At 72.4% G+C, this 20,295-nt stretch carries 14 protein-coding genes; 9 read left to right on the forward strand and 5 right to left on the reverse strand.

The window, feature by feature from the left end; genetic code table 11:
• Nucleotides 1-3 precede the first annotated feature (3 nt).
• Complete coding sequence (locus tag ABZU32_RS08490; protein WP_354918975.1) at nt 4-1,179, reverse strand: histidine kinase; 1,176 nt, start codon at nt 1,177-1,179, stop codon at nt 4-6.
• Between the two features lie 214 nt (nt 1,180-1,393).
• Between ABZU32_RS08490 and ABZU32_RS08495 the strand changes: the two genes are divergently transcribed.
• The 3 genes from ABZU32_RS08495 to ABZU32_RS08505 all read left to right on the forward strand — a co-directional run bounded on the left by ABZU32_RS08495 (nt 1,394) and on the right by ABZU32_RS08505 (nt 4,193).
• Entirely contained in the window at nt 1,394-1,876 is a 483-nt protein-coding gene (locus ABZU32_RS08495; protein WP_354918978.1) for an anthrone oxygenase family protein, read from the forward strand.
• Between the two features lie 131 nt (nt 1,877-2,007).
• Nucleotides 2,008-3,312 carry an aspartate aminotransferase family protein gene (locus ABZU32_RS08500; protein ID WP_354918980.1) on the forward strand — a complete coding sequence of 435 codons (1,305 nt, stop codon included), beginning with the start codon at nt 2,008-2,010 and terminating at the stop codon, nt 3,310-3,312.
• A gap of 209 nt (nt 3,313-3,521) precedes the next feature.
• Nucleotides 3,522-4,193: a lytic polysaccharide monooxygenase auxiliary activity family 9 protein gene (locus ABZU32_RS08505; RefSeq protein WP_354918983.1), complete on the forward strand. Its 672-nt coding sequence runs from the start codon at nt 3,522-3,524 to the stop codon at nt 4,191-4,193.
• Nucleotides 4,194-4,312: 119 nt separating this feature from the next.
• Here the strand turns inward: ABZU32_RS08505 and ABZU32_RS08510 are convergent, their stop codons facing one another.
• On the reverse strand, nt 4,313-7,699 hold the full coding sequence (locus tag ABZU32_RS08510) for a S8 family serine peptidase (protein WP_354918986.1): 3,387 nt from the start codon (nt 7,697-7,699) through the stop codon (nt 4,313-4,315).
• Nucleotides 7,700-7,990: 291 nt separating this feature from the next.
• Here ABZU32_RS08510 and ABZU32_RS08515 point away from each other — a divergent pair, with 291 nt between their 5' ends.
• From ABZU32_RS08515 to ABZU32_RS08525, 3 genes are all read left to right on the forward strand, one after another.
• Complete coding sequence (locus tag ABZU32_RS08515; RefSeq protein WP_354846233.1) at nt 7,991-8,245, forward strand: Smr/MutS family protein; 255 nt, start codon at nt 7,991-7,993, stop codon at nt 8,243-8,245.
• A gap of 156 nt (nt 8,246-8,401) precedes the next feature.
• A complete protein-coding gene (locus ABZU32_RS08520; RefSeq protein WP_354846512.1) occupies nt 8,402-9,070 on the forward strand; it encodes a pyridoxamine 5'-phosphate oxidase family protein in 669 nt (222 codons plus the stop codon).
• A gap of 353 nt (nt 9,071-9,423) precedes the next feature.
• Complete coding sequence (locus ABZU32_RS08525; protein ID WP_354918988.1) at nt 9,424-11,136, forward strand: AMP-binding protein; 1,713 nt, start codon at nt 9,424-9,426, stop codon at nt 11,134-11,136.
• Between the two features lie 116 nt (nt 11,137-11,252).
• On the opposite strand, the gene ABZU32_RS08530 is transcribed toward ABZU32_RS08525, so the two are convergent.
• Nucleotides 11,253-11,978 carry a GntR family transcriptional regulator gene (locus ABZU32_RS08530; protein ID WP_354846239.1) on the reverse strand — a complete coding sequence of 242 codons (726 nt, stop codon included), beginning with the start codon at nt 11,976-11,978 and terminating at the stop codon, nt 11,253-11,255.
• Nucleotides 11,979-12,320: 342 nt separating this feature from the next.
• Here ABZU32_RS08530 and ABZU32_RS08535 point away from each other — a divergent pair, with 342 nt between their 5' ends.
• From ABZU32_RS08535 to ABZU32_RS08545, 3 genes are all read left to right on the forward strand, one after another.
• The gene (locus ABZU32_RS08535; protein ID WP_354846515.1) at nt 12,321-12,725 is read left to right on the forward strand and encodes a Fur family transcriptional regulator; all 405 of its coding nucleotides are present in this window, start codon (nt 12,321-12,323) and stop codon (nt 12,723-12,725) included.
• A 35-nt stretch (nt 12,726-12,760) separates the two neighbouring features.
• Complete coding sequence (gene katG, locus ABZU32_RS08540; protein ID WP_354918991.1) at nt 12,761-14,992, forward strand: catalase/peroxidase HPI; 2,232 nt, start codon at nt 12,761-12,763, stop codon at nt 14,990-14,992.
• A gap of 131 nt (nt 14,993-15,123) precedes the next feature.
• Nucleotides 15,124-17,049, forward strand: a complete 1,926-nt coding sequence (locus ABZU32_RS08545; protein ID WP_354918994.1) for an acyclic terpene utilization AtuA family protein — start codon at nt 15,124-15,126, stop codon at nt 17,047-17,049.
• A 157-nt stretch (nt 17,050-17,206) separates the two neighbouring features.
• Here ABZU32_RS08545 and ABZU32_RS08550 read toward each other — a convergent pair whose 3' ends face one another.
• Both ABZU32_RS08550 and ABZU32_RS08555 read right to left on the reverse strand, forming a co-directional pair.
• Nucleotides 17,207-19,054, reverse strand: a complete 1,848-nt coding sequence (locus ABZU32_RS08550; protein WP_354918997.1) for a beta-ketoacyl synthase N-terminal-like domain-containing protein — start codon at nt 19,052-19,054, stop codon at nt 17,207-17,209.
• An 849-nt stretch (nt 19,055-19,903) separates the two neighbouring features.
• The gene (locus tag ABZU32_RS08555) at nt 19,904-20,251 is read right to left on the reverse strand and encodes a helix-turn-helix domain-containing protein (RefSeq protein ID WP_354918999.1); all 348 of its coding nucleotides are present in this window, start codon (nt 20,249-20,251) and stop codon (nt 19,904-19,906) included.
• Nucleotides 20,252-20,295 lie beyond the last annotated feature (44 nt).

Below are 20,295 nucleotides of genomic sequence, written 5' to 3' on the forward strand. Positions count from 1 at the left end.
CGCTCACGGGCGGTCCTGCAAGGGAAGTTCGGCGCGGACGGTGAAGCCGCCGCCGGGGCGGGGCCCGGCGTGCAGCCGGCCGCCGAGGGCGGCGACCCGTTCCCGCATGCCGATCAGTCCCACGCCCGGCACGGGCGGCGGGCCGGCCGGCGGGACGCCGTCGTCCTCGACCCGCACGGTCAGCGCCGCCGGGCCGTAGCCCACGTGGACCCGTGCGCCGGTGTGCCCGGCGGCGTGCCGGGTCACGTTGGTGAGCCCCTCCTGGACGATGCGGTAGCCGGCCCGGTCGACGCCGGCGGGCAGCGCGCGGGGCTCACCGGCGATCTCCACGGTGACCGGCAGGCCGGCCGAGCGCGCCCGGGCCACCAGGTCGTCCAGCCGGTCCAGCCCGGTGCCGGGCGGGTCCCCGGCCGAGTCGCGCAGCACCTCAAGGGTGGCGCGAAGCTCGCGCATCGCCTCGCCACTGGCCTCCTGGATGGCCACCAGCGCCTCCGGAACCTCCTCGCCGCGCCCGCGCGCGAGGTGGACGGCCACGCCGGCCTGAACCTTGATGATGGAGATGCTGTGGGTGAGCGAGTCGTGCAGTTCCCGGGCGATGCGCAGGCGCTCCTCCCCGGCACGCCGCAGCGCGGCCTCCTCACGGGTGCGCTCGGCCTCGGCGGCCCGCTGCCGCGCCTGTTCGAGGTAGGCCTGGCGGTGCCGGGTGACCGTCCCCCCGACGCCGGCCGCGAGGAACCAGCCGAGCAGCAGGACGGCGGACTGGTTGAGGTGCTGGCGGTCCTGCACGGGGGCGGTCAGCACGTTGTCGGCCACGATGCCGAGCAGGAACGCGGCGCCGGCGACGGCGGGCAGGATCCGGCGGCCCGACCGCACCACGGCGAACACCGCGATGAGCACCGGGAAGGCCGCCGACGGCCCCGGGTGCGTCCGCAGCGCGTAGACCAGCATGAACGTCGTGGCGACGACCAGGGCGGCCGCCGGAGCCCTGCGCCAGGCCACGACGGAGCAGGTGCCGGCCAGCAGGATCAGGTAGTCCAGTGGCTCCGCGCGGGGGAGCGACACGGCGTCGGCCACCGACAGCAGGGTGACCACGGCGGCGAGCAGGACGTCGATCGCGAGCGGGCGCCACGGCCGCCCGGAGGACACGGCCGGTGCCCGGCCTTCGTGCGCGAACCCCATCCCAGCACGGTAGAGCCCGCCGCGCCCCGCCTCCTCCGCTTCAGGGCGTAACCCGGCCTACTCCCGCCGTGGTACATCCGCCGGCCCGTGCGCTCCGGGGCGTACCGGGGCATCTCCCGCGGCCGGACGACGGGCGGGCGCCGGACGGGCGACGATCGCCGCTCGGACGACGATCGCCGTCCGGGCGACATCATCTCGGCAGGAGCTTCCAATCGTGCTTTTCCGACTCGTCAAAGCGCTGACCGCCGTCACCACGGGCCTGCTCGCGGGGGCCTTCGGCTACGGCGTCGTGAACGTGGTCTACGCCTTCCACGCCGTGCCCGTCCCGGTGCGCCTGACCTTCCACGCGGCGTTGATGCAGGTCAACGGCGTGGTGATGCAGGCGCTGATGGGGCTGACGCTGCTCAGCACGCTGGCGCTGGCCGTCATGGCCGCCGGCGTCCCGAGGCTGCTGGCCGCGGCCTCGGCGGCGCTGGTGCTCACCACGTTCCTGATCACCCGGTTCGGCAACGTCCCCCTCCACCCGCTGATCGAGAAGTGGGCGGTCACCTCGCCGCCGCCCGGGTACGCCGCGGTCCTCGACCGGTGGGAGATGTTCAACCTCATCCGCACCGGCACCGTCCTCACCGCCTTCGCCCTCGTCGTCCTCCTCCTGGTCACCGCCGAACGACGACGCCCGCCCGGCGCCAAGAGGTGAGCCGTTGATGCGGCCGACGCCGCCGAAGAGGATGATGCGTCGTGTTCGTTCGCTGGTTGCGAGTTTCGCGATCGGGGACGGCGTGGAGGGGAAGATCCCGCGTCGTCTTCGGACGCGGTGAGAGGGTTGGCATGGATTCGGCGTTCTGGGATGATGCGGACCGCCTTCTGGTCCGGTACGGAGGCGGCTTCACCCCACGGGTCATCGAGCGTGCCGCCGGTGCGTACGTCTACGATCGCCAGGGCCGGGCGATCCTCGACTTCACCTCGGGGCAGATGAGCGCCATCCTCGGCCACGCCCACCCGGACATCGTGGCGACGGTCTCCTCGGCGGTCGCTTCGCTGGACCACCTCTTCAGTGGCATGCTCAGCGCTCCGGTGCTGGAGCTGGCCCGCAGGCTCACCGCGACCCTGCCCGAGTCGCTCGCCAAGATGCTGCTGCTCACCACGGGAGCCGAGGCGAACGAGGCAGCGATCAAGATGGCCAAGCTCGCCACCGGCCGCTTCGAGATCGTCTCATTCGACCGCTCCTGGCACGGCATGACGCAGGGGGCCGCCGCCGCGACCTTCTCCGCCGGGCGGCGCGGCTACGGTCCCCCGATGCCGGGAAACCTCGCGCTGCCCGCGCCGAACGCCTATCGCTCGCCGTTCCGGTCCTCCGACGGGTCGCACGACTGGGAGGCCGAACTCGACTACGGCTTCGCCCTGGTCGACCGGCAGTCCGCCGGCAGTCTCGCCGCCTGCCTCATCGAGCCCATCCTGTCCTCGGGCGGCATCATCGACCTGCCGCCCGGGTATCTGCGCCGCCTCAAAGAGATGTGCGACGAACGCGGCATGCTGCTCATCCTCGACGAGGCGCAGACCGCTCTCGGCCGCACCGGGCTGATGTACGCGTTCGAGCGCGACGGGGTCGCGCCCGACATCCTGACGTTGTCCAAGACCCTGGGAGCCGGGCTGCCGGTGGCGGCCGTGGTCACGACCGCCGAGATCGAGCAGGTCTGCCACGACCGGGACTTCCTGTTCTACACCACCCACGTCTCCGACCCCCTGGCCGCCGCCGTGGCCCTGACGGTCCTCGACGTCATCGAGCGCGAGAGCCTCCCGCGGCGTGCCGCGACGCTGGGCGGCCTGCTCGCCGAGCGGCTGCTGGCGCTACGCGAGGAGTACGAGGTGGTCGGCGACGTCCGCGGCCGGGGCCTGCTCCAGGGGGTCGAGCTTGTCGAGGACAAGAAGAGCAAGGCGCCCGCCGACGCGCTGGGCAAGGCGGTCACCTCGGCCTGTCTCGAACGGGGGCTGCACATGAACATCGTCCAGCTTCCGGGGATGGGCGGCATCTTCCGCATCGCCCCGCCTCTCACGATCAGCGAGGACGAACTGCACGCCGGCGTGGACATTCTGGAGGCGTCCATCAAGGCCGTGCACCTCCGGCGGTTCTGAGCCGGCCCGCTGAAATTTTCAGGGGGGCCGATGGCCGTGGGGCCGCGTCTTTCGGCTGGTCGCCAAACTAATAGGGCGATCTTCGCTGGTCAGTCCGGGGTTGACCTGCCCGGGTCGTTTGTGTGGGGGTGGGGCGTCAGATAGCGTCGCGGGTGCGGGAGCGCTCCCCTTCCCCGGAATCCCCCCGACCGGAACACGGAGACCGCACGATGTCCCACCGCATTCTTCGCTCACCCCGTCGCGCCCTGCGCGCGCTGGCCGTCCTGATGTGCGCGGTCCTGCTGTCCTCGGTCCCCTTCACCGGGACCGCGTCGGCGCACGGGTCGGTCGTCAACCCCGCCTCCCGCAACTACGGCTGCTGGCTGCGCTGGGGCAACGACTTCCAGAACCCCTCGATGCAGCAGCAGGACCCGATGTGCTGGCAGGCGTGGCAGGACAACGTCAACGCCATGTGGAACTGGAACGGGCTCTACCGCGAGAACGTGGCCGGCAACCACCAGGGCGTCATCCCCAACGGCCAGCTCTGCAGCGCCGGTCTGACCGAGAACGGCCGCTATCGCTCCATGGACAGGCCCGGCGCGTGGAAGATGACCAACCTGGGCAGCACGTTCAACATCAACCTGATGGACCAGGCCGCCCACGGCGCGGACTACATCAGGGTCTACATCACCCGCCAGGGCTACAACGCCCTCACCACGCCGCTCGGCTGGAACAACCTGGAACTGGTCCGGGAGACCGGCAGGTACGCGCAGGCCAACACCTACATGATCAACAACATCTCGCGCGGGTCCCGCACCGGCCGGCACGTGATCTACACGATCTGGAAGGCCTCACACGCGGACCAGAACTACTACTTCTGCAGCGACGTCAACTTCGTCTGACGAACGGCCCGCCGCCCGCGACCGTCCGGTCTCCTCCGCACGCGGCCCCGTGCGGAGGAGACCGGGCCCTTGCCGAGATCGCCTCGGTGCTCACCTGAGTGAGCACCGAGGCGACCGGGTCACTGCACGGTGATCTTGTCCACCTCGATGGTGATGCCCTTCACCTCGTCGGTGGAGGTGGCGGTCGTGACCGAGCCCACGCCGGAGCTCACGCCCTTGACCTTCATGGTGTAGGTCAGCTTGCCGCCGGGGGCGCCGGGGGTGCTGCTGACCCGGTAGTCCTCGGTCGGCGGCCCGGAGATCTGGGCGCCGGCCGTGCCGTCGGAGTTCTCGGCGCCCACGGTCAGCCCGTAGGAGGCGCCGGGGTCACCGGGCAGGTTGGACGGGTCGTAGGTGTAGGTGATGTCCTCGGCGCCGTTGACGCCGATCCACTGCTGGAAGACCTTCAGGCTCGAGGTCCCGTACAGGTGGACGCGCCACTCGATGACGAGCCAGGTGGACACGCCGTCGGTCAGCGTGCCGGCGTAGACGCCGGGGGCGCCGCCGCCGTCCAGGTCGGTCCAGTAGGCCGCCAGCACGTTGTTCGGCGTCGCCGGGTCGGGCAGGGTCTGCGGGCTGAAGGAGACGTCCGCCGACCCGTTGGTGCCGCCCACGACGCTGTAGCCGTCGGAGACCACGCCGATACGGGTGTAGCTCTTGCCCGCGTAGGTGAAGGCCGGGACGTTGAAGTTCACCGACTCCTCGTCCCCGATCGGGGTCGGCGCGATGCCGAACGCGTCCAGCGGCAGGTAGCCCGCCGGGCTGGCGCCGGGGGCGATGGACGGGCGGTCGGGCTGCCGCCCGGCCAGCGTGGCCTTGGTGGTGGCGATCTGCGTGCCCACCTTGGTCGCGCCGGTCACGCCGTTCAGCCGCAGCCGCGCGTCCAGGGTGCTGAGCGCGGTGACCTCGGTGTCCTTGAGCGTGGTGTTCTCCACGGTCACCGTGCACGTGGACTCGCCGGTGTTCTTGGCGATGGTGGCCGGCGCGCAGGTCTGGTCGACCGGCACGACGCCCTCCTTGCGGTAGAACGCGACGGGCAGGTGCAGGTCGCGCGAGCCGCCGACCTGCTTGAGGTTCACCTGGCCGAAGTACTGCCCCTCGGGCAGGTCCGGCGCGGTGACCACGATGGTCAGCTTGGCGCTCTTGCCGGGCTTGACGCTGAAGAGCGGGGGCAGCACCGTGACGTTGGCGCCGCTGGGCGCGGTGCCGGTCGCGGTGTAGGTGAGCGTCTTGTCGGTGACGTTGGTGACCGTCCGCTTGGCGGTGATGATGCCGGGCATGACCGGCGCGTTCACCGACGGCACGTTGAGGTCGATGCGGTTCAGCGGGTCGGCCGCCGAGGCCGCGTAGTTGACCGCCGTCTCGTCCAGGGTGAGTCCCGGGTCGCCGGCCTTGGTGAGGTCGATGCGGCCGCCGCCGTAGTCGAACGGGTCGGCGGGGGTGACCCGGTCCTGCTTGGTGACCGCGGTCTTGGCCGTGGTCTCCAGCGCCGACTTGACCTGGCCCGGCGTCCAGTCCGGGTGCAGCGCGAACAGCAGCGCGCCGGCCCCGGCCACGTGCGGCGACGACATCGAAGTGCCGGCGATCACCTGGTAGAGGTTGCCGGGCGGGCCCTCCAGCGGAGACTCCGGCGTCGGGGTCTGCCCGGCCAGGATGTGCAGACCCGGCGCGGTGACGTCCGGCTTGAGGAAGTCGCCGGCCGGCCCTCGCGAGGAGAACGTCGTGATGACGTCGCCCTGCCAGGTGGTCTTGGCGCCCTGGGTGAACGACGCCGTCGCGCCGGGGTTGGCGGCCAGGAAGTTCAGCAGGGTCGTGCTCTCGGGCTGGTCGATGTGGACGGCCGGCAGCCAGTGGTTGTCGGTCATCACGTCGAGCGGCGTCGCGTTGTAGAGGATCATGCCCGCCGCGCCGCCCTGCCGGACCGAGAAGCCCTTGAGCACCCGGTTGGGGCCGCGCTGGCAGACGACGATCTTGCCGCTGAACAGGCCCGGAGGCGCCGGGGTGAGGCACAACGGGTCGGAGTACGGCGGGGCGGCGGCCGACACCACGGGCCGGGCGGTGGTGACACCCTGGGTGATGGAGGCGCCCGAGATGGTGGCCTTGGCGCCGCCGGTCCCGTTGAGCGTGATCGTCGAGCGGAAGGTGCGCGTCTGCGTGGAGGCGGCGACGGTCGTCACCCACGGCGAGGCGTGGTCGGTGGTCCCGGCGCCGGGCCCTGCGTTGCCGGCCGAGGCGGAGACGAAGACCCCGGCCGCGTACGCGTCCAGGAACGCCAGCTCGACCGGGTCGCTGTAGGGGTCGGCGCCGCCCGAGATCGAGAAGTTGATCACGCGGACGCCGTCGAGGATGGCGCGGCCCACGGCGGCGGCGGAGTCGGAGGAGAAACAGCCCTCGGCGCCGCAGACCTTGTACACCGACACGGCCGCCGCGGGGGCGATGCCGTGGATCGGGCCGCGGCTGATGCCGAGCGGGTTGGCGTCCGCCACCGGCCCGCCGGCCGAGGTGGAGGCGGTGTGGGTGCCGTGCCCGTTGGAGTCGCGGGCGCTGTCGGGGTACACCTCGCCGCCGTAGACGGCGTTGTAGGTGTCGATGAACGGCCGGCCGCCGACCAGCTTGTGGTTGCAGACGAACGGGTCGGCGGCGGGCGTCAGCGGGTTGTCGCCGAAGTCGCACACGCGCGGCGTGCCGTCCTTGGTGGGCGGGGGAGCGGGCAGGCCGCCGGGGTCGGCGAAGGAGGGGTGCTCGGGCCAGACGCCCGAGTCCAGGCTGGCGAAGATGACGCCCTTGCCGGAGGAGTTGGTGCCGCCGAGCTTGTTGTAGATCGTGGGGGCGCCGATGAAGTCGGAGCTGGCGTCGGTCAGCGGGTGCTGCAGGTCGTCCTTCTGCACGGCGGCCACGCCGGGCAGCTTCAGCAGGTCGGCGGCCTTGTTCGCCGGGACGCTGAGCGCGATGCCGCCGTAGACGGTGCGCAGCTTCTGGCCCGCCCTGGCGCCGGGGAGGCGCCTGCCGAGCTCGCCGAGGAAGGCGTTCTCGACGCCCTCAATGTGCTTCTCGTACTGCTTGGCCGCCGTGCTGGTGACGTCCAGGCTCTTGCCGGTGACCGAGGGGCTGGTGCCCTTGAGCCCGTCCACTCCGCCCTTGTAGGCGGCGAGGGAGTCGTAGTCGAGCTTCACGACCACGTTGACGGGTTTGGCCGACGTCGCCCCGAACAGGGATGCGTCACTTCTGGCCAGCTTGCCGCTCGGGGACCTGGCCCCCTGGACGCGGTCGGCCGGGGTCAGCGCGGTGGCCTTCCACTTGCTGGTCGAACCGGTCGCGGGGCTCGCCGAGCCCGTCGCCGTGCTCGGCGAGGGATCGGCGGACGCCGGTACGGCCGGGCTCATCACCGCGATGACCGCGAGACTCGCTCCGGCCGCCGCGACGCGGCGCGACCGGGATAAGAGGGTGGGAAGGGGCTTGCGTGGCACGACACCTCCTGGTGAACCACCTGGACTCGCCGCCCGGCGGGCATGGAGGAGTCGCGTCACCCGTGCGCACGGGAAAGGACCCCACCCTCCCCGTCGGGCGACACTGGCCGGCGAGCCGTCTCCGGGTCGCCGAACTCAGACGGAGTCTAGATGCGCGCCACTTTTCCGCCTAGATCGTGGTAAGCCCCGATCAGCAGCAATATCTGACCAAATGTGGACATGGAACGGTTAAATGCTGTGATCGTCGCAGTTAGCGGACCGTTCCAAAGCGGGCCGCGTACAATCACGGGCGTGAAGCTGAAGCTTGATCTCCATGACATCTACAACAAGGGCGGCGAGATCGACCGGGCGCTGCGCGGCATCATCCAGGAGGCGGTGCAGAAGAAGGCCACCGAGGTCGAGATCATCCCCGGCAAGGGGTCCGGCCAGCTCAAGAAGAAGGTGCTGCGCTTCCTCGACCAGAAGGAGGTCAAGGCCCTCTACCACCGCATCGACAAGGACGCCAAGAACCACGGCCGCCTGTTCGTCTACTTCCGCTGGAAGTGACGCAAAGGGTGACGACCCCCGCAAAAGCGTTTAAGACCGATGAAATAGGCTGACCTCGGTCATGATCGGGTAGCGGAAGGGGACACCGTGCCGGAGAACGTCCAGGACGTCGAGGAGAGCGGGGCCGCCTGTGCGGCCGACCGGCTGGAGGAGGCCATCGGGCGCGCGTCCGGCGCGGCGTCCGGCACGCGGGCCTCGCGGGAGGGATACGCCGAGGTCACCTCCGAAGCCGAGCTGCGCGCGCTGCTCGGCGAGGTGATGCCCCGGGCGGTCACCAAGGAGCGCACGGCCCTGCACGAGCTCGACCGGGAGTGGCTCGCGGCCTCCCCGTTCTGCCTGATCGCCACGGCGGACGCGGACGGCGCCTGCGACGTCTCACCGAAGGGCGACCCGCCCGGGTTCACGCTCGTCCTGGACGACACCACGATCGCCATCCCCGAGCGCCCGGGCAACCGCCGGGCCGACGGCTTCCTCAACGTCCTGGCCAACCCGCACGTCGGCCTGATCTACCTCGTGCCCGGCCGCAACGAGACGCTGCGCATCAACGGCCGCGCCCGCCTGCTGCGCGAGGCCCCGTTCTTCGACCAGATGGTCGTCAAGGGACACCGGCCGCAACTGGCCCTCGTCGTGGAGATCGAGCAGATCTTCTTCCACTGCGCCAAGGCGTTCATGCGCTCGTCGCTCTGGAAGCCCGCCACCTGGGACCCGGGCGTCCTGCCGCCGCACGCGCAGATCGTCAAGGCCATCCAGCCGACCGAGGAGAGCCTCGCGGAGCTGGAGCGCTACTACGGCGCCCAGTACGCCGAGCGCCTCTACCGGAGCTGAACGCCTCTCCTCAGCTGTCGTCCTCGCTCCGAGCGTCACCTCGCCGTGGACGCCGCCCCCGCCGGCGCCGCACACCTCGAGGAGCGGCGGGCAGAGATGGAGGAAGCGGTCGGCCATGCGCAGAGCCGGGTCCAAGCGCCGCCCAAGCGGGGCGGCGCCGCGAGGCCGAAGGCGTTCAGGCGTTCGATCGCTTCCTCTCTTCGATGATAACTCCGCCCGAAAGCGCAGGTCACGGCCGTGCACGCGGTGCGCGGGCCGGGCGGGAGCGGCGTCCGGCGCCGTCCGGGGGTGGCACGAGGGGGCCGTCCGGGTCCACCATCGTGCAGGCACGGCAGCGCCGGGAGGAGAACGACATGGTGCAGACCACTGACGGCACGGAGGTGTTCCGCGCGGCCCGCGACTTCCTGCTCGCCCACCGCGAGGACTACGCCACCGCCTACGAGAAGTTCGAATGGCCGGCGCCGGCCCGGTTCAACTGGGCGCTCGACTGGTTCGACGTCATCGCCCGGGACAACGACGACCCCGCGCTGTGGATCGTCGAGGAGGACGGCTCCGAGCGCAGGCTGTCCTTCGCCGACATGTCCCGCCGCTCCTCGCAGGTGGCCGGGTGGCTGCGCGCCCAGGGCGTGCGCCGCGGCGACCGCCTGGTGCTCATGCTCGGCAACCAGGTCGAGCTGTGGGAGACGATCCTGGCGACGATGAAGCTCGGGGCGGTGCTGATCCCCACGGCGCCGCTGCTCGGCCCCGCCGACCTGCGCGACCGCGTCGAGCGCGGCGGCGCGCGGCACGTGGTCGCGGGCGCGGCGGACGCCGCCAAGTTCGACGGCGTGCCCGGCGCCTACACCCGCGTGGCCGTCGGCGGGCCGGTGCCCGGCTGGCTGGACTACGCCGCCGCCTACGACCACGGCCCCGCCTTCGAGCCGGACGGGCCCACCGCGGCCGACGACCCGCTGTTGCTGTACTTCACCTCGGGGACCACGGCCCGGCCCAAGCTCGTGGAGCACACCCACGCCTCCTACCCGGTCGGCCACCTGTCCACGATGTACTGGATCGGGCTGCGGCCCGGGGACGTGCACCTGAACATCTCCTCGCCGGGGTGGGCCAAGCACGCCTGGAGCAACGTGTTCGCGCCCTGGAACGCGCAGGCGTGCGTGTTCGTGTTCAACTACACCCGCTTCGACGCGGCACGGCTGCTGCGCGAGATCGACCGCTGCGGGGTCACCGCCTTCTGCGCGCCCCCCACGGTCTGGCGGATGCTCATCCAGTCCGACCTGTCGTGCCTGCGCACCCCGCCGCGCGAGGCGGTCAGCGCGGGTGAGCCGCTCAACCCCGAGGTGATCGACCAGGTGCGCGCCGCCTGGGGGCTGACCATCCGCGACGGCTACGGGCAGACCGAGACCACCGTCCAGGTGGCCAACACGCCCGGGCAGCAGCTCAAGCCGGGCGCGATGGGACGTCCCGCGCCCGGGTACCGGGTGGTCCTGGTGGACCCGATCACCGGAGAGCCGGCCGAGGAGGGCGAGATCTGCCTGGACCTGGCCCGCCGCCCGCTCGGGCTGACCGCCGGCTACCACGGCGACGACGGGCGCACGGCCGAGGCCATGTCCGGCGGCTACTACCACACCGGCGACATCGGAGCCCGGGACGCCGAGGGCTACATCACCTTCATCGGCCGCACCGACGACGTGTTCAAGGCCTCGGACTACCGCATCTCGCCGTTCGAGCTGGAGAGCGTGCTGATCGAGCACGAGGCCGTCGCCGAGGCCGCCGTCGTCCCGTCCCCCGACCCGGTGCGGCTGGCGGTGCCCAAGGCGTACGTGGTCCTGGCGGCCGGGTGGGACCCGACGGCCGCGACCGCGGCGGCCATCTTCGCGCACTGCCGGGCCCACCTCGCGCCGTTCAAGCGGGTGCGGCGGCTGGAGTTCGGCGAGCTGCCCAAGACCATCTCGGGCAAGATCCGGCGGGTGGAGCTGCGCGACGGCGAACGGGACAAGCACGCCGCCGCCGGCGACCGCCCCGCCGGGGAGTACCGCGACACCGACTTCCCCGCCGAACCGCCCCGGTAGCCTTCCCCGCACCGCCGGCGGCGCGCACGGGAGGCGCGGGACCTCGGCAGGGCGGCCCGCCGATCCCCGGGCCGGCGATCCGCGGCCCGGGGATCGCGGGCCGGCGGACCGGCGTGCTAGGACTCGGCCTCGGCGACGCCGGGGGCGCGGATCAGGTCGACGTCCTCGGGGTCGGCGGCGACCCCGTTCTCGGCCGCGACCTGCGCCAGCAGCAGCTCGCCGCTGCGCGCGACGTGGGCGCGCATCGCCGCGGCCGCCGCGGCGGCGTCGCCGGCCTCCACCGCGGCCAAAATCGGCTCGTGCTCGGCGGCGATGTCCACCAGCGAGCGCGAGCGGTCGACGGTGGAGGCGCCCAGCGTCATCGTCGCGTCGCGCAGGTTGCCGACGATGCCGACGAGCCTGCGGTTGGCGCCGGCGTTCAGCAGCAGGTCGTGGAAGGCGCGGTCGTGGCGCATGAAACGCGGCTCGTCGTCCTGCTCGGCGGCGGCGCGCATCAGCGCCAGCTCGCCGCGCATGCCCTCGACGACCTCGGGACCGGCGCGGCGGGCGGCGACGCGCGCCGCCGGGACCTCCAGCAGCAGCCGGAGCTGGAACACCTCGGCGATCTCCTTGGGGTCGCGCCGCAGCACGCGAAAGCCCCGGCTGCGCTCGAAGCGGACCATGCCCGCCTCGGCCAGGCGCAGCATGGCCTCGCGCACGGGCGTGCGTGAGACGTTGAGCTGCGCGGCGAGCTGGTACACCGAGTACAGCTCGCCGGGACGGAGCTCGCCGGAGTGGATCGCCTCACGGACGGCCGCGATCACCTGCTCCGTGAGGCTGGACGCGCCGCCGACCGTTCGCACCGAGGGGGGACCTTTCCGCTGTGATTCGACTCCTGGGGGACTCTACCGCTGAATGACCGGAACACCCCTTGCCGTCCCGAATGTTGACATGCAGCATGCTACGTACCGGATTCCGGGTCTGAGGCGTCCTGTGCTCGCACCGGTCACCGGCCGTCCCTCCACGCCGTGCCGGGTGACCCGCGCATCCTTCCCGCCGTGCCAGGTGACCCGCTCAGCCTCCCGGCCCGGGGACTCCGCGTGTCCGCCGGGTGAACATCGTCCGACCCGGCGGCGCGTATTCTTGACTGATTCAAGAAAATAGGCCAGTCTTTTGCGGTGGCCACGACCTCGGAATACCAGCGGATGCTGCGCGGCGCGGCGATGCGTGTGACCCGTCCACGGGTGGCGGTGCTGAGCGCGGTGTACGCGCATCCGCACGCCGACACCGACTCGATCATCCGCGCCGTGCGCCGCGACCTCCCCGAGGTGTCCCACCAGGCCGTGTACGACTCGCTGCACGCGCTGACGGCCGCGGGCCTGGTGCGCCGCATCCAGCCGTCCGGCTCGGTGGCCCGCTACGAGTCGCGCGTCGGTGACAACCACCACCACGTCGTGTGCCGCTCGTGCGGCGTCGTCGCCGACGTCGACTGCGCGGTCGGCGAGGCGCCGTGCCTGACCGCCTCCGACGACCACGCGTTCTCGATAGACGAGGCCGAGGTCACCTACTGGGGCCTGTGCCACGACTGTTCCACCGCCCGCAGTTCCTGAGCACCCTGATATTCGCCTAGTCCCTAAGGATCTCCATGTCCGAGAACCATGATGCAATCGTCACCGACGCCAAGGCGGAGGGCGGAGGTGGCTGCCCGGTCGCGCACGAGCGCGCCCCGCACCCGACCCAGGGCGGCGGAAACCGCCAGTGGTGGCCGGAGCGGCTGAATGTGAAGATCCTCGCCAAGAACCCCGCCGTGGCCAACCCCTTCGGTGAGGAGTTCGACTACGCCGAGGCGTTCAAGTCCCTGGACCTCCCGGCCGTGAAGCAGGACATCGCCCAGGTGCTGACCACCTCGCAGGACTGGTGGCCGGCCGACTACGGCCACTACGGCCCGTTCATGGTCCGCATGGCGTGGCACAGCGCGGGCACCTACCGCATCAGCGACGGCCGCGGCGGCGCCGGCGCCGGGCAGCAGCGCTTCGCCCCGCTCAACAGCTGGCCCGACAACGGCAACCTGGACAAGGCCCGCCGCCTGCTGTGGCCGGTGAAGAAGAAGTACGGCAAGGCGCTCTCGTGGGCCGACCTGCTGATCCTGGCCGGCAACGTCGCCCTTGAGTCGATGGGCTTCACGACCTTCGGCTACGCCGGCGGCCGCGAGGACGTCTGGGAGCCCGAGGAGGACGTGTACTGGGGCCCCGAGTCGACCTGGCTGGACGACAAGCGCTACACCGGCGACCGCGAGCTCGAGAGCCCGCTCGGCGCGGTGCAGATGGGTCTGATCTACGTCAACCCCGAGGGCCCGAACGGCAACCCCGACCCGCTGGCCTCGGCCCGCGACATCCGTGAGACCTTCCGCCGGATGGCGATGAACGACGAGGAGACCGTCGCCCTCATCGCGGGTGGCCACACCTTCGGCAAGACCCACGGCGCCGGCCCGGCCGACCACGTCGGCCCCGACCCCGAGGCCGCTCCCATGGAGAACCAGGGCTTCGGCTGGAAGAACTCCTTCGGCACCGGCAAGGGCGGCGACGCCATCACCAGCGGCCTCGAGGGCGCGTGGACCAACACCCCGATCACCTGGGACAACAGCTTCTTCGAGATCCTGTTCGGCTATGAGTGGGAGCTGAGCAAGAGCCCCGCCGGCGCCCACCAGTGGAAGCCGAAGGACGGCGCCGGGGCTGGCACCGTGCCCGATGCCCACGACCCGCTGAAGACGCACGCCCCGACGATGCTCACCACCGACCTCGCGCTGCGCGTCGACCCGATCTACGAGCAGATCTCGCGGCGGTTCCTGCAGAACCCCGGCGAGTTCGCCGACGCCTTCGCCCGCGCGTGGTTCAAGCTGACCCACCGCGACATGGGCCCGGTCGTGCGCTATCTCGGCCCGGAGGTCCCCTCGGAGACGCTGCTCTGGCAGGACCCGCTGCCCCCGGTGACCCACGAGCTCGTCGACGCCGAGGACGTCGCCTTCCTCAAGAGCCGCGTCCTGGACTCCGGCCTGCCGGTGTCGCAGCTGGTGTCCACCGCCTGGGCGTCGGCCTCCTCCTTCCGCGGCAGCGACAAGCGCGGCGGCGCCAACGGCGGGCGCATCCGCCTCGAGCCGCAGAACGGCTGGGAGGTCAACGACCCCGACCAGCTCGCGACGGTGCTGCGCACCCTGGAGGGCGTGCAGGAGTCCTTCAACGCCGCCCAGACCGGCGGCAAGCGCATCTCGCTCGCCGACCTCATCGTGCTGGCCGGCGCCGCCGCCGTCGAGAAGGCCGCCAAGGACGCCGGCTTCGCCGTCGAGGTGCCCTTCACGCCGGGCCGCGTGGACGCCTCGCAGGAGCAGACCGACGTCGAGTCGTTCGCCGCGCTCGAGCCGTCCGCCGACGGCTTCCGCAACTACCTCGGCAAGGGCAACCGGCTGCCGGCCGAGTACCTGCTGCTCGACCGGGCCAACCTGTTGACCCTCAGCGCCCCCGAGATGACCGTCCTGGTCGGCGGCCTGCGCGTCCTGGGCGCGAACTACCAGCAGTCGCCGCTCGGCGTCTTCACCCGGACCCCCGGCACCCTGACCAACGACTTCTTCGTCAACCTGCTCGACCTGGGCACGACGTGGAAGGCGACCTCCGAGGACGCCGGCACCTTCGAGGGCCGCGACGACGCCACCGGCCAGGTCAAGTGGATCGGCAGCCGCGCCGACCTGGTGTTCGGGTCCAACTCCGAGCTGCGCGCGCTCGCCGAGGTCTACGCCTGCGACGACGCGAAGGAGAAGTTCGTCAAGGACTTCGTCGCCGCGTGGGTCAAGGTGTCCAACCTCGACCGGTTCGACCTCGTCTGATCGCGACGTGCGGGCCGGCCGGGCTCCGGCCGGCCCGCACGCGCTTCCTCCGGGCGATCTGTACGGCGGACGCCGCCGGCGTGGCACAGTAGGCGGAAAGATCGTTCGGGTGAGCAGGTGAGGAGGGCGCGATGGACGCCGCGCGCCGGCCGGTCCGCATCGCCAACGCCTCGGGGTTCTACGGGGACAGGCACACGGCCTTCGCCGAGATGGTGACCGGCGGCGAGGTGGACGTCGTCACCGGCGACTACCTGGCCGAGGTGACGATGCTCGTCCTGGCCAAGGGGCGGGCCCGCGACCCCGAGGCCGGCTACGCCGCGAGCTTTCCTGCGCAGCTCGCCCCCGTCCTCGGCGCGGTCCTCGACCGGGGGACCAAGGTGGTCGTGAACGCGGGCGGGCTGAACCCGCGCGGCCTGGCCGCCCGTCTCACCACCCTGGCGGACGCCGCCGGTCTGTCGCCGCGCGTCGCCTGCGTCACCGGGGACGACCTGCTGGACCGGCTCGGCGAGCTCCAGGCCGCCGGCCACCCGCTGGCGCACGCCGAGCGCGGCACCCCGCTCGCCGGGTCGGGGCTCACGCCGCTCACCGCCAACGCCTACCTCGGCGGATGGGGCATCGCCCGCGCGCTCTCGGCCGGCGCCGACATCGTCGTCTGCGGCCGGGTCAGCGACGCCGCGCTCACCGCCGGACCGGCGGCGTGGTGGCACGGCTGGGCCCGCGACGACTGGGACCGCCTCGCCGGGGCCGTCGCCGCCGGGCACGTCATCGAGTGCGGCGCGCAGGCCACCGGCGGCAACTACTCCTCCTTCCTGGAGCTCCCCGGCCTGACCCGTCCCGGCTTCCCGATCGCCGAGGTCGCGGCCGACGGCGGCGCGGTCATCACCAAGCACCCGGGCACCGGGGGAGCGGTGACGGTCGGCACGGTCACCGCGCAGCTCGTCTACGAGATCCAGGGCACCCGGTATCTGAACCCGGACGTGACCACGCTCCTGGACACCGTGACGCTGAGGCAGGCCGGCCCGGACCGCGTCGAGATCAGCGGGACGCGCGGCGCGCCCCCGCCGCCCTTCGCCAAGGTCGCGATCACCGCGCTCGGCGGCTACGAGAACGAGATCACCCTCGTGCTGACCGGCCGCCACATCGAGGAGAAGGCCGCGCTCGCCGAGCGCGCGGTGCGGGAGGGGCTGGGCGAGGGGTGCTCGGCCGACTTCCAGCGCGTCGGCACGGCCGCGCCGGACGCCGCCGACCAGAACGCCGCCTCGTGCCTGCTGCGCGTCGCGGTCAAGGGACCGCAGGAGAAGGCCGTCGGACGGGCGTTCTCCGGCCTGGTCGTCGGGCTCGCACTCGGCAGCTATCCCGGGTTCTACGCCACAGGGACGCCCCAGGGAGCGCGCAGCTACGGCACGTACTGGCCGGCGACCGTCCCGATCACCGAGGTCGACCACCGCGTCGTCCTGCCCGACGGCACCGTCGAGCCCGTCCCCTGGCCCCCCACCGCCGACCCCATCCTGACCGACCCCGCCCTGACCGGCCCCGCTCTGACCGGCCCGACTGTGCGCCGACCGGCCGGTTCCCCGGCCGGCAGCGGGCCGGCCCTGGGTGAACCGCCCCCGAGTGAACCGGCTGTGGAGGGGCGGGCCGGGCGGCCGACCGTGAGCGGGCGGGCCGTGACGCCGGGGGACGCGGGCAACTCCCCGGTGCGGGTGCCGCTGGGTGAGGTGGCCGACGCGCGGTCGGGAGACAAGGGCGGGAACGCCAACCTCGGCCTGTGGGCGCGCGACGAGGAGTCCTATGGCTGGATGCGGCGCGCGCTCACCGTCGACCGGCTGCGCGAACTGCTCCCCGAGGCCGCCGGCCTGCCGATCGACCGCCACGAGCTGCCCAACCTGCGCGCGCTGAACTTCGTGGTGCACGGCCTGCTGGGGGAGGGGGCGACGGCGACCAGCCGCTTCGACGCCCAGGCCAAGGCACTCGGGGAGTTCGTCCTGTCCCGCCTGGTCGAGGTCCCGCCGTCCGCCGTCCTCGCCGCCAAGGCCGCGAGGACGTCCGCCCCTTGACCGGAACGTCCGCCCCTGATCGCGGGGCGTCCGTCCCTGACCACAGAGGCGCCCGCCCCTTGACCATAGAGGCGTCCACCCCTGTCCGCGAGGGCGTCCGTCCCGTGGCCGCGATCGCGGAAGCGCCGCGATGGCGTGCGCCGGCCGTGGTGGCGGGTCAGCCGGACCAGTGAGGGGCGGCTCGCCACGGGTAGAGGGGGAGACGGACGAACACCGCTCCGACGTCGAAGGCGCCCTCCCAGTCGGTGGGCTCCTCCCCGCGCAGGTACCTGGCGGCGAGGCCGTCGAGCGGCGCGCCGGTCGAGGGGCGCGGCTGAGGGAAAGCGGCCAGCGCCTCGCGCAGGTCTCCCGCCGACTCCACGACCGCGGCGAACCGGAGTGGGTGGTGATCGCGGCGGACGGCCGCGCTGTAGCACAGGTCGCTCAGCGGCGGGGCGTCGTCGCCTTCGAGCAGGTCGAGGTAGGCGCGGGCCAGCCGGGCCAGCGCCTCCTGGCTGAGGGCGGACATGGTGAACAGGTGGTGGCGCCGCGACGCGGGGGAGCGGCGGTGCGGCGCGGCCGGTGCCCGGCCGAGCACGACGTGCACGTTCACCGCCGACAACCCCGTGCCGCTCACCCTGGCGACGGCCCCCTCGGGCAGGTCGTGTGGCGCGGGCGACGCGGGAACGGCCGGCCGGTGCCACGGGACGGGCGTCCCTGGGCCGTCGGGAGCGGGCGTCGGCGGCGCCATGCCGTACTCCAGGTCCAGGTCCAGGTTCTGCCGCGGCTCCTGCTCCAGGCGCAGGACGGTGCTCATCAGCCCGGCCATGCCGGAGTCCGCCCGCACGTGCCCCGAGCCGTCCTCACCTCCGTCCGCTCCCGCGAGCGGCGGCCGTTCGCGGTGGTCGACGGCCGTGGGGTCGGCTCCGGCGTCCTGGTACGCCCAGCGGAGCGCGTCGATCATGCCGGACGCGGCCGGCCTGAGCACGGGACCGTCCGTCGCGCCGTCGCTGGAGACCGCCGTGCCGAGGATGACGCCGCGGATCGCGTCGCCGTCCGCGAGGGCGCGGTCGAGCCTCTTGAGCACGACGACCCGGACGCCGTCCCCCTGGCGGCGTCCGCGCGCCGGCACGCGGGCGAACCCGCGGCGGGCGTCCTGGACCGTCAGCGCGTCCCAGGGACCTGGGGCGCCGTCGTCGGCGAGCGGTCGCAGGTCGACCCCGCCCGCGAGCGCCAGGCCGGCATCGCCGGTGCGCAGGCTCTGGCAGGCCAGATGGACGGCGGTCAGCGAGGACGTGCAGGCGGTGTCCAGGGTCACGCTCGGCCCGCACAGTCCGAAGGTGGCCGACAACCGCCGGGAGAGCGTGCCGCGGTGGTCGCGCGGGGTGAGCGTCCTGAGGGGGGCACGGGATGGGCGGGAGGGACGTTCGGGCTCGTCCATGTGCGCGTTTCCGATGAAGACGGCCGTGCGGTCGCCCGCGACGCGGCTCGGGCGAAGGCCGGCGTCCTCCAGCGCCTCCCACGCGGTCATCATCAGCAGGCGTTGGCGCGGGTCCAGGCCCGCCGCCTGGTCGGCGTCCATGCCGAAGAGCACCGCGTCGAAGCCGTGCATGTCCGGCACGAGCCCCTCCGTGTGCGGGAGGAGACCGTCCGCGTCCGGAGAAAGCCTCTGCGCGTGGGGGAGGAGCCCGTCGGCGTGCGACAGGAGCCCCTCCGCGTCCGGGAGCCATCCCCGCGCGTCCCGAGGCCGCCCCCTCCTGCCGGGCCTGCGCCTCCTCGCCTCGGCGTACACGCTGTCCGCGCGCGCGAAAGGCCCCCCCACGCCGAGATGGGTGCGGCCCCTGCCGACGGGGGGCGCGTGAGTGTCGAGGTACAGCCGGTCGGGCATTGGCGCGTTCCTGGAGGAGGGGCCGGGGGGCTCGACGGCGGTGACCAGGGCGTCTTCGAGCGGCCCTCCCAGGTCGCCGGGGCCGGACGGGCCGGGGGGCCTGAACCCCATTCCGATGATGGCGATGGGGTCGTTCATCGGCGCCCCCCCTCACCGGCCGGGGCGCGGTGCGGTGTGCGGCGGATGCCGGCCGCCAACGGCCGGGGGCCCGCGAAGTACGCGGCGGAGTATGTCATGAGTCACTCTCATGTGCGACGGCCGGAATTAAATAATTGAATACCGGAACAGTGCGCGCGAAGTGTCGAGTACGCGGCCGGTCGCCCGGCGTATGGTGATTCCCCGTGCGCAGGAAGCCCCATTCCCTGCCCCTAATCCCGTCGAAACTCTAAGATGCGCCCGCCGGATACGTCAAGACGGCCATCACGGTACACTTGTATCAACGCCGGAATATCCGGGGTGATATCCCGATGAATATTCATGTTCGCGGCGGGCACCACGGCTCGTCCCGCGGATCCGGCGCGGGCGCCACGGCGATCCTCGCGGACCCGGTGGGAGCGCCACGGTGATGCCCGCGGACCTGGTGGGGGTGCCGCCGTGGTGCTCGGGCGCGGCCTGTCGCGGCATCGCCGTGCGCTTCCTCATGCGAGGTACGCGCCCGGCGGGGCGTACGGGCGTCCGGGAATGCCGGGCGGGCCGGTCGCGTTCCTCCACCGGCCGCCGGCGCCGCCGGCGCCGTTAGGGTTTGCAACGAGTTATGAAATCGGCCATTCCCTGCGACACGGTCACGGCGTTTTGGGCCCCGGTTCACGTGGAGCCGTCCGGGGTCGTCCCCGTGCCCGCCGCGGCCCGGGCGGCCGATTAGCTCCCCGTTCCCACCTGCGTCGCAAAGGTTTCGCTCCGCGGTATCGAAGCGTTTCGCGAGCGCGGCCGGCGCGCCCGCCTCCGGGCGCTGGGCGATCGGCGCGCCCGGCCGGCCGCCGTCAACGGTCAGGAGCAGGCGGGCGGGGGAGGTGAGCCGCAGAACCTCTCTCCCCATCGGCGCAGCTCCTCCACCGACGGGCGCAGGCCCTCGCCCGCCGGGGTGAGCCGGTAGGACACCTCGATCGGCGGGCCGGTCTCGACGTGCCGTTCGACCAGGCCGACCTCGGCGAGCTCGACCAGCCGGCGCGACAGCATGGGACCGCCGATGCCCGGGATGCCCCGTTCGAGCTCGCTGAAGCGGGCGGGACCGCCGAGCAGCGCTCCGATGATCAGGCCGTTCCACCGCTTGCCCAGCAGCGCGAAGACGTGGAACAGATGATCGCAGACCAGGTGGTCCGCCCCGTCCGCATCCATGTCCGGAGTCTAACCCCTTGTGGGTTCCAAATCTGAAGCAGATA

Source organism: Sphaerisporangium sp. NPDC005288 (assembly GCF_040607475.1).
GTDB lineage: Bacteria > Actinomycetota > Actinomycetes > Streptosporangiales > Streptosporangiaceae > Sphaerisporangium > Sphaerisporangium rhizosphaerae.

What these genes read in the sequence shown, in the direction of transcription:
- ABZU32_RS08490 (WP_354918975.1), bottom strand. Translation starts at nt 1,179, where the DNA reads ATGGGGTTCGCGCACGAAGGCCGGGCACCGGCCGTGTCCTCCGGGCGG.
- ABZU32_RS08500 (WP_354918980.1), top strand. Translation starts at nt 2,008, where the DNA reads ATGGATTCGGCGTTCTGGGATGATGCGGACCGCCTTCTGGTCCGGTAC.
- ABZU32_RS08505 (WP_354918983.1), top strand. Translation starts at nt 3,522, where the DNA reads ATGTCCCACCGCATTCTTCGCTCACCCCGTCGCGCCCTGCGCGCGCTG.
- ABZU32_RS08525 (WP_354918988.1), top strand. Translation starts at nt 9,424, where the DNA reads ATGGTGCAGACCACTGACGGCACGGAGGTGTTCCGCGCGGCCCGCGAC.
- ABZU32_RS08535 (WP_354846515.1), top strand. Translation starts at nt 12,321, where the DNA reads ATGCTGCGCGGCGCGGCGATGCGTGTGACCCGTCCACGGGTGGCGGTG.
- katG (WP_354918991.1), top strand. Translation starts at nt 12,761, where the DNA reads ATGTCCGAGAACCATGATGCAATCGTCACCGACGCCAAGGCGGAGGGC.
- ABZU32_RS08545 (WP_354918994.1), top strand. Translation starts at nt 15,124, where the DNA reads ATGGACGCCGCGCGCCGGCCGGTCCGCATCGCCAACGCCTCGGGGTTC.
- ABZU32_RS08550 (WP_354918997.1), bottom strand. Translation starts at nt 19,054, where the DNA reads ATGAACGACCCCATCGCCATCATCGGAATGGGGTTCAGGCCCCCCGGC.
- ABZU32_RS08555 (WP_354918999.1), bottom strand. Translation starts at nt 20,251, where the DNA reads ATGGATGCGGACGGGGCGGACCACCTGGTCTGCGATCATCTGTTCCAC.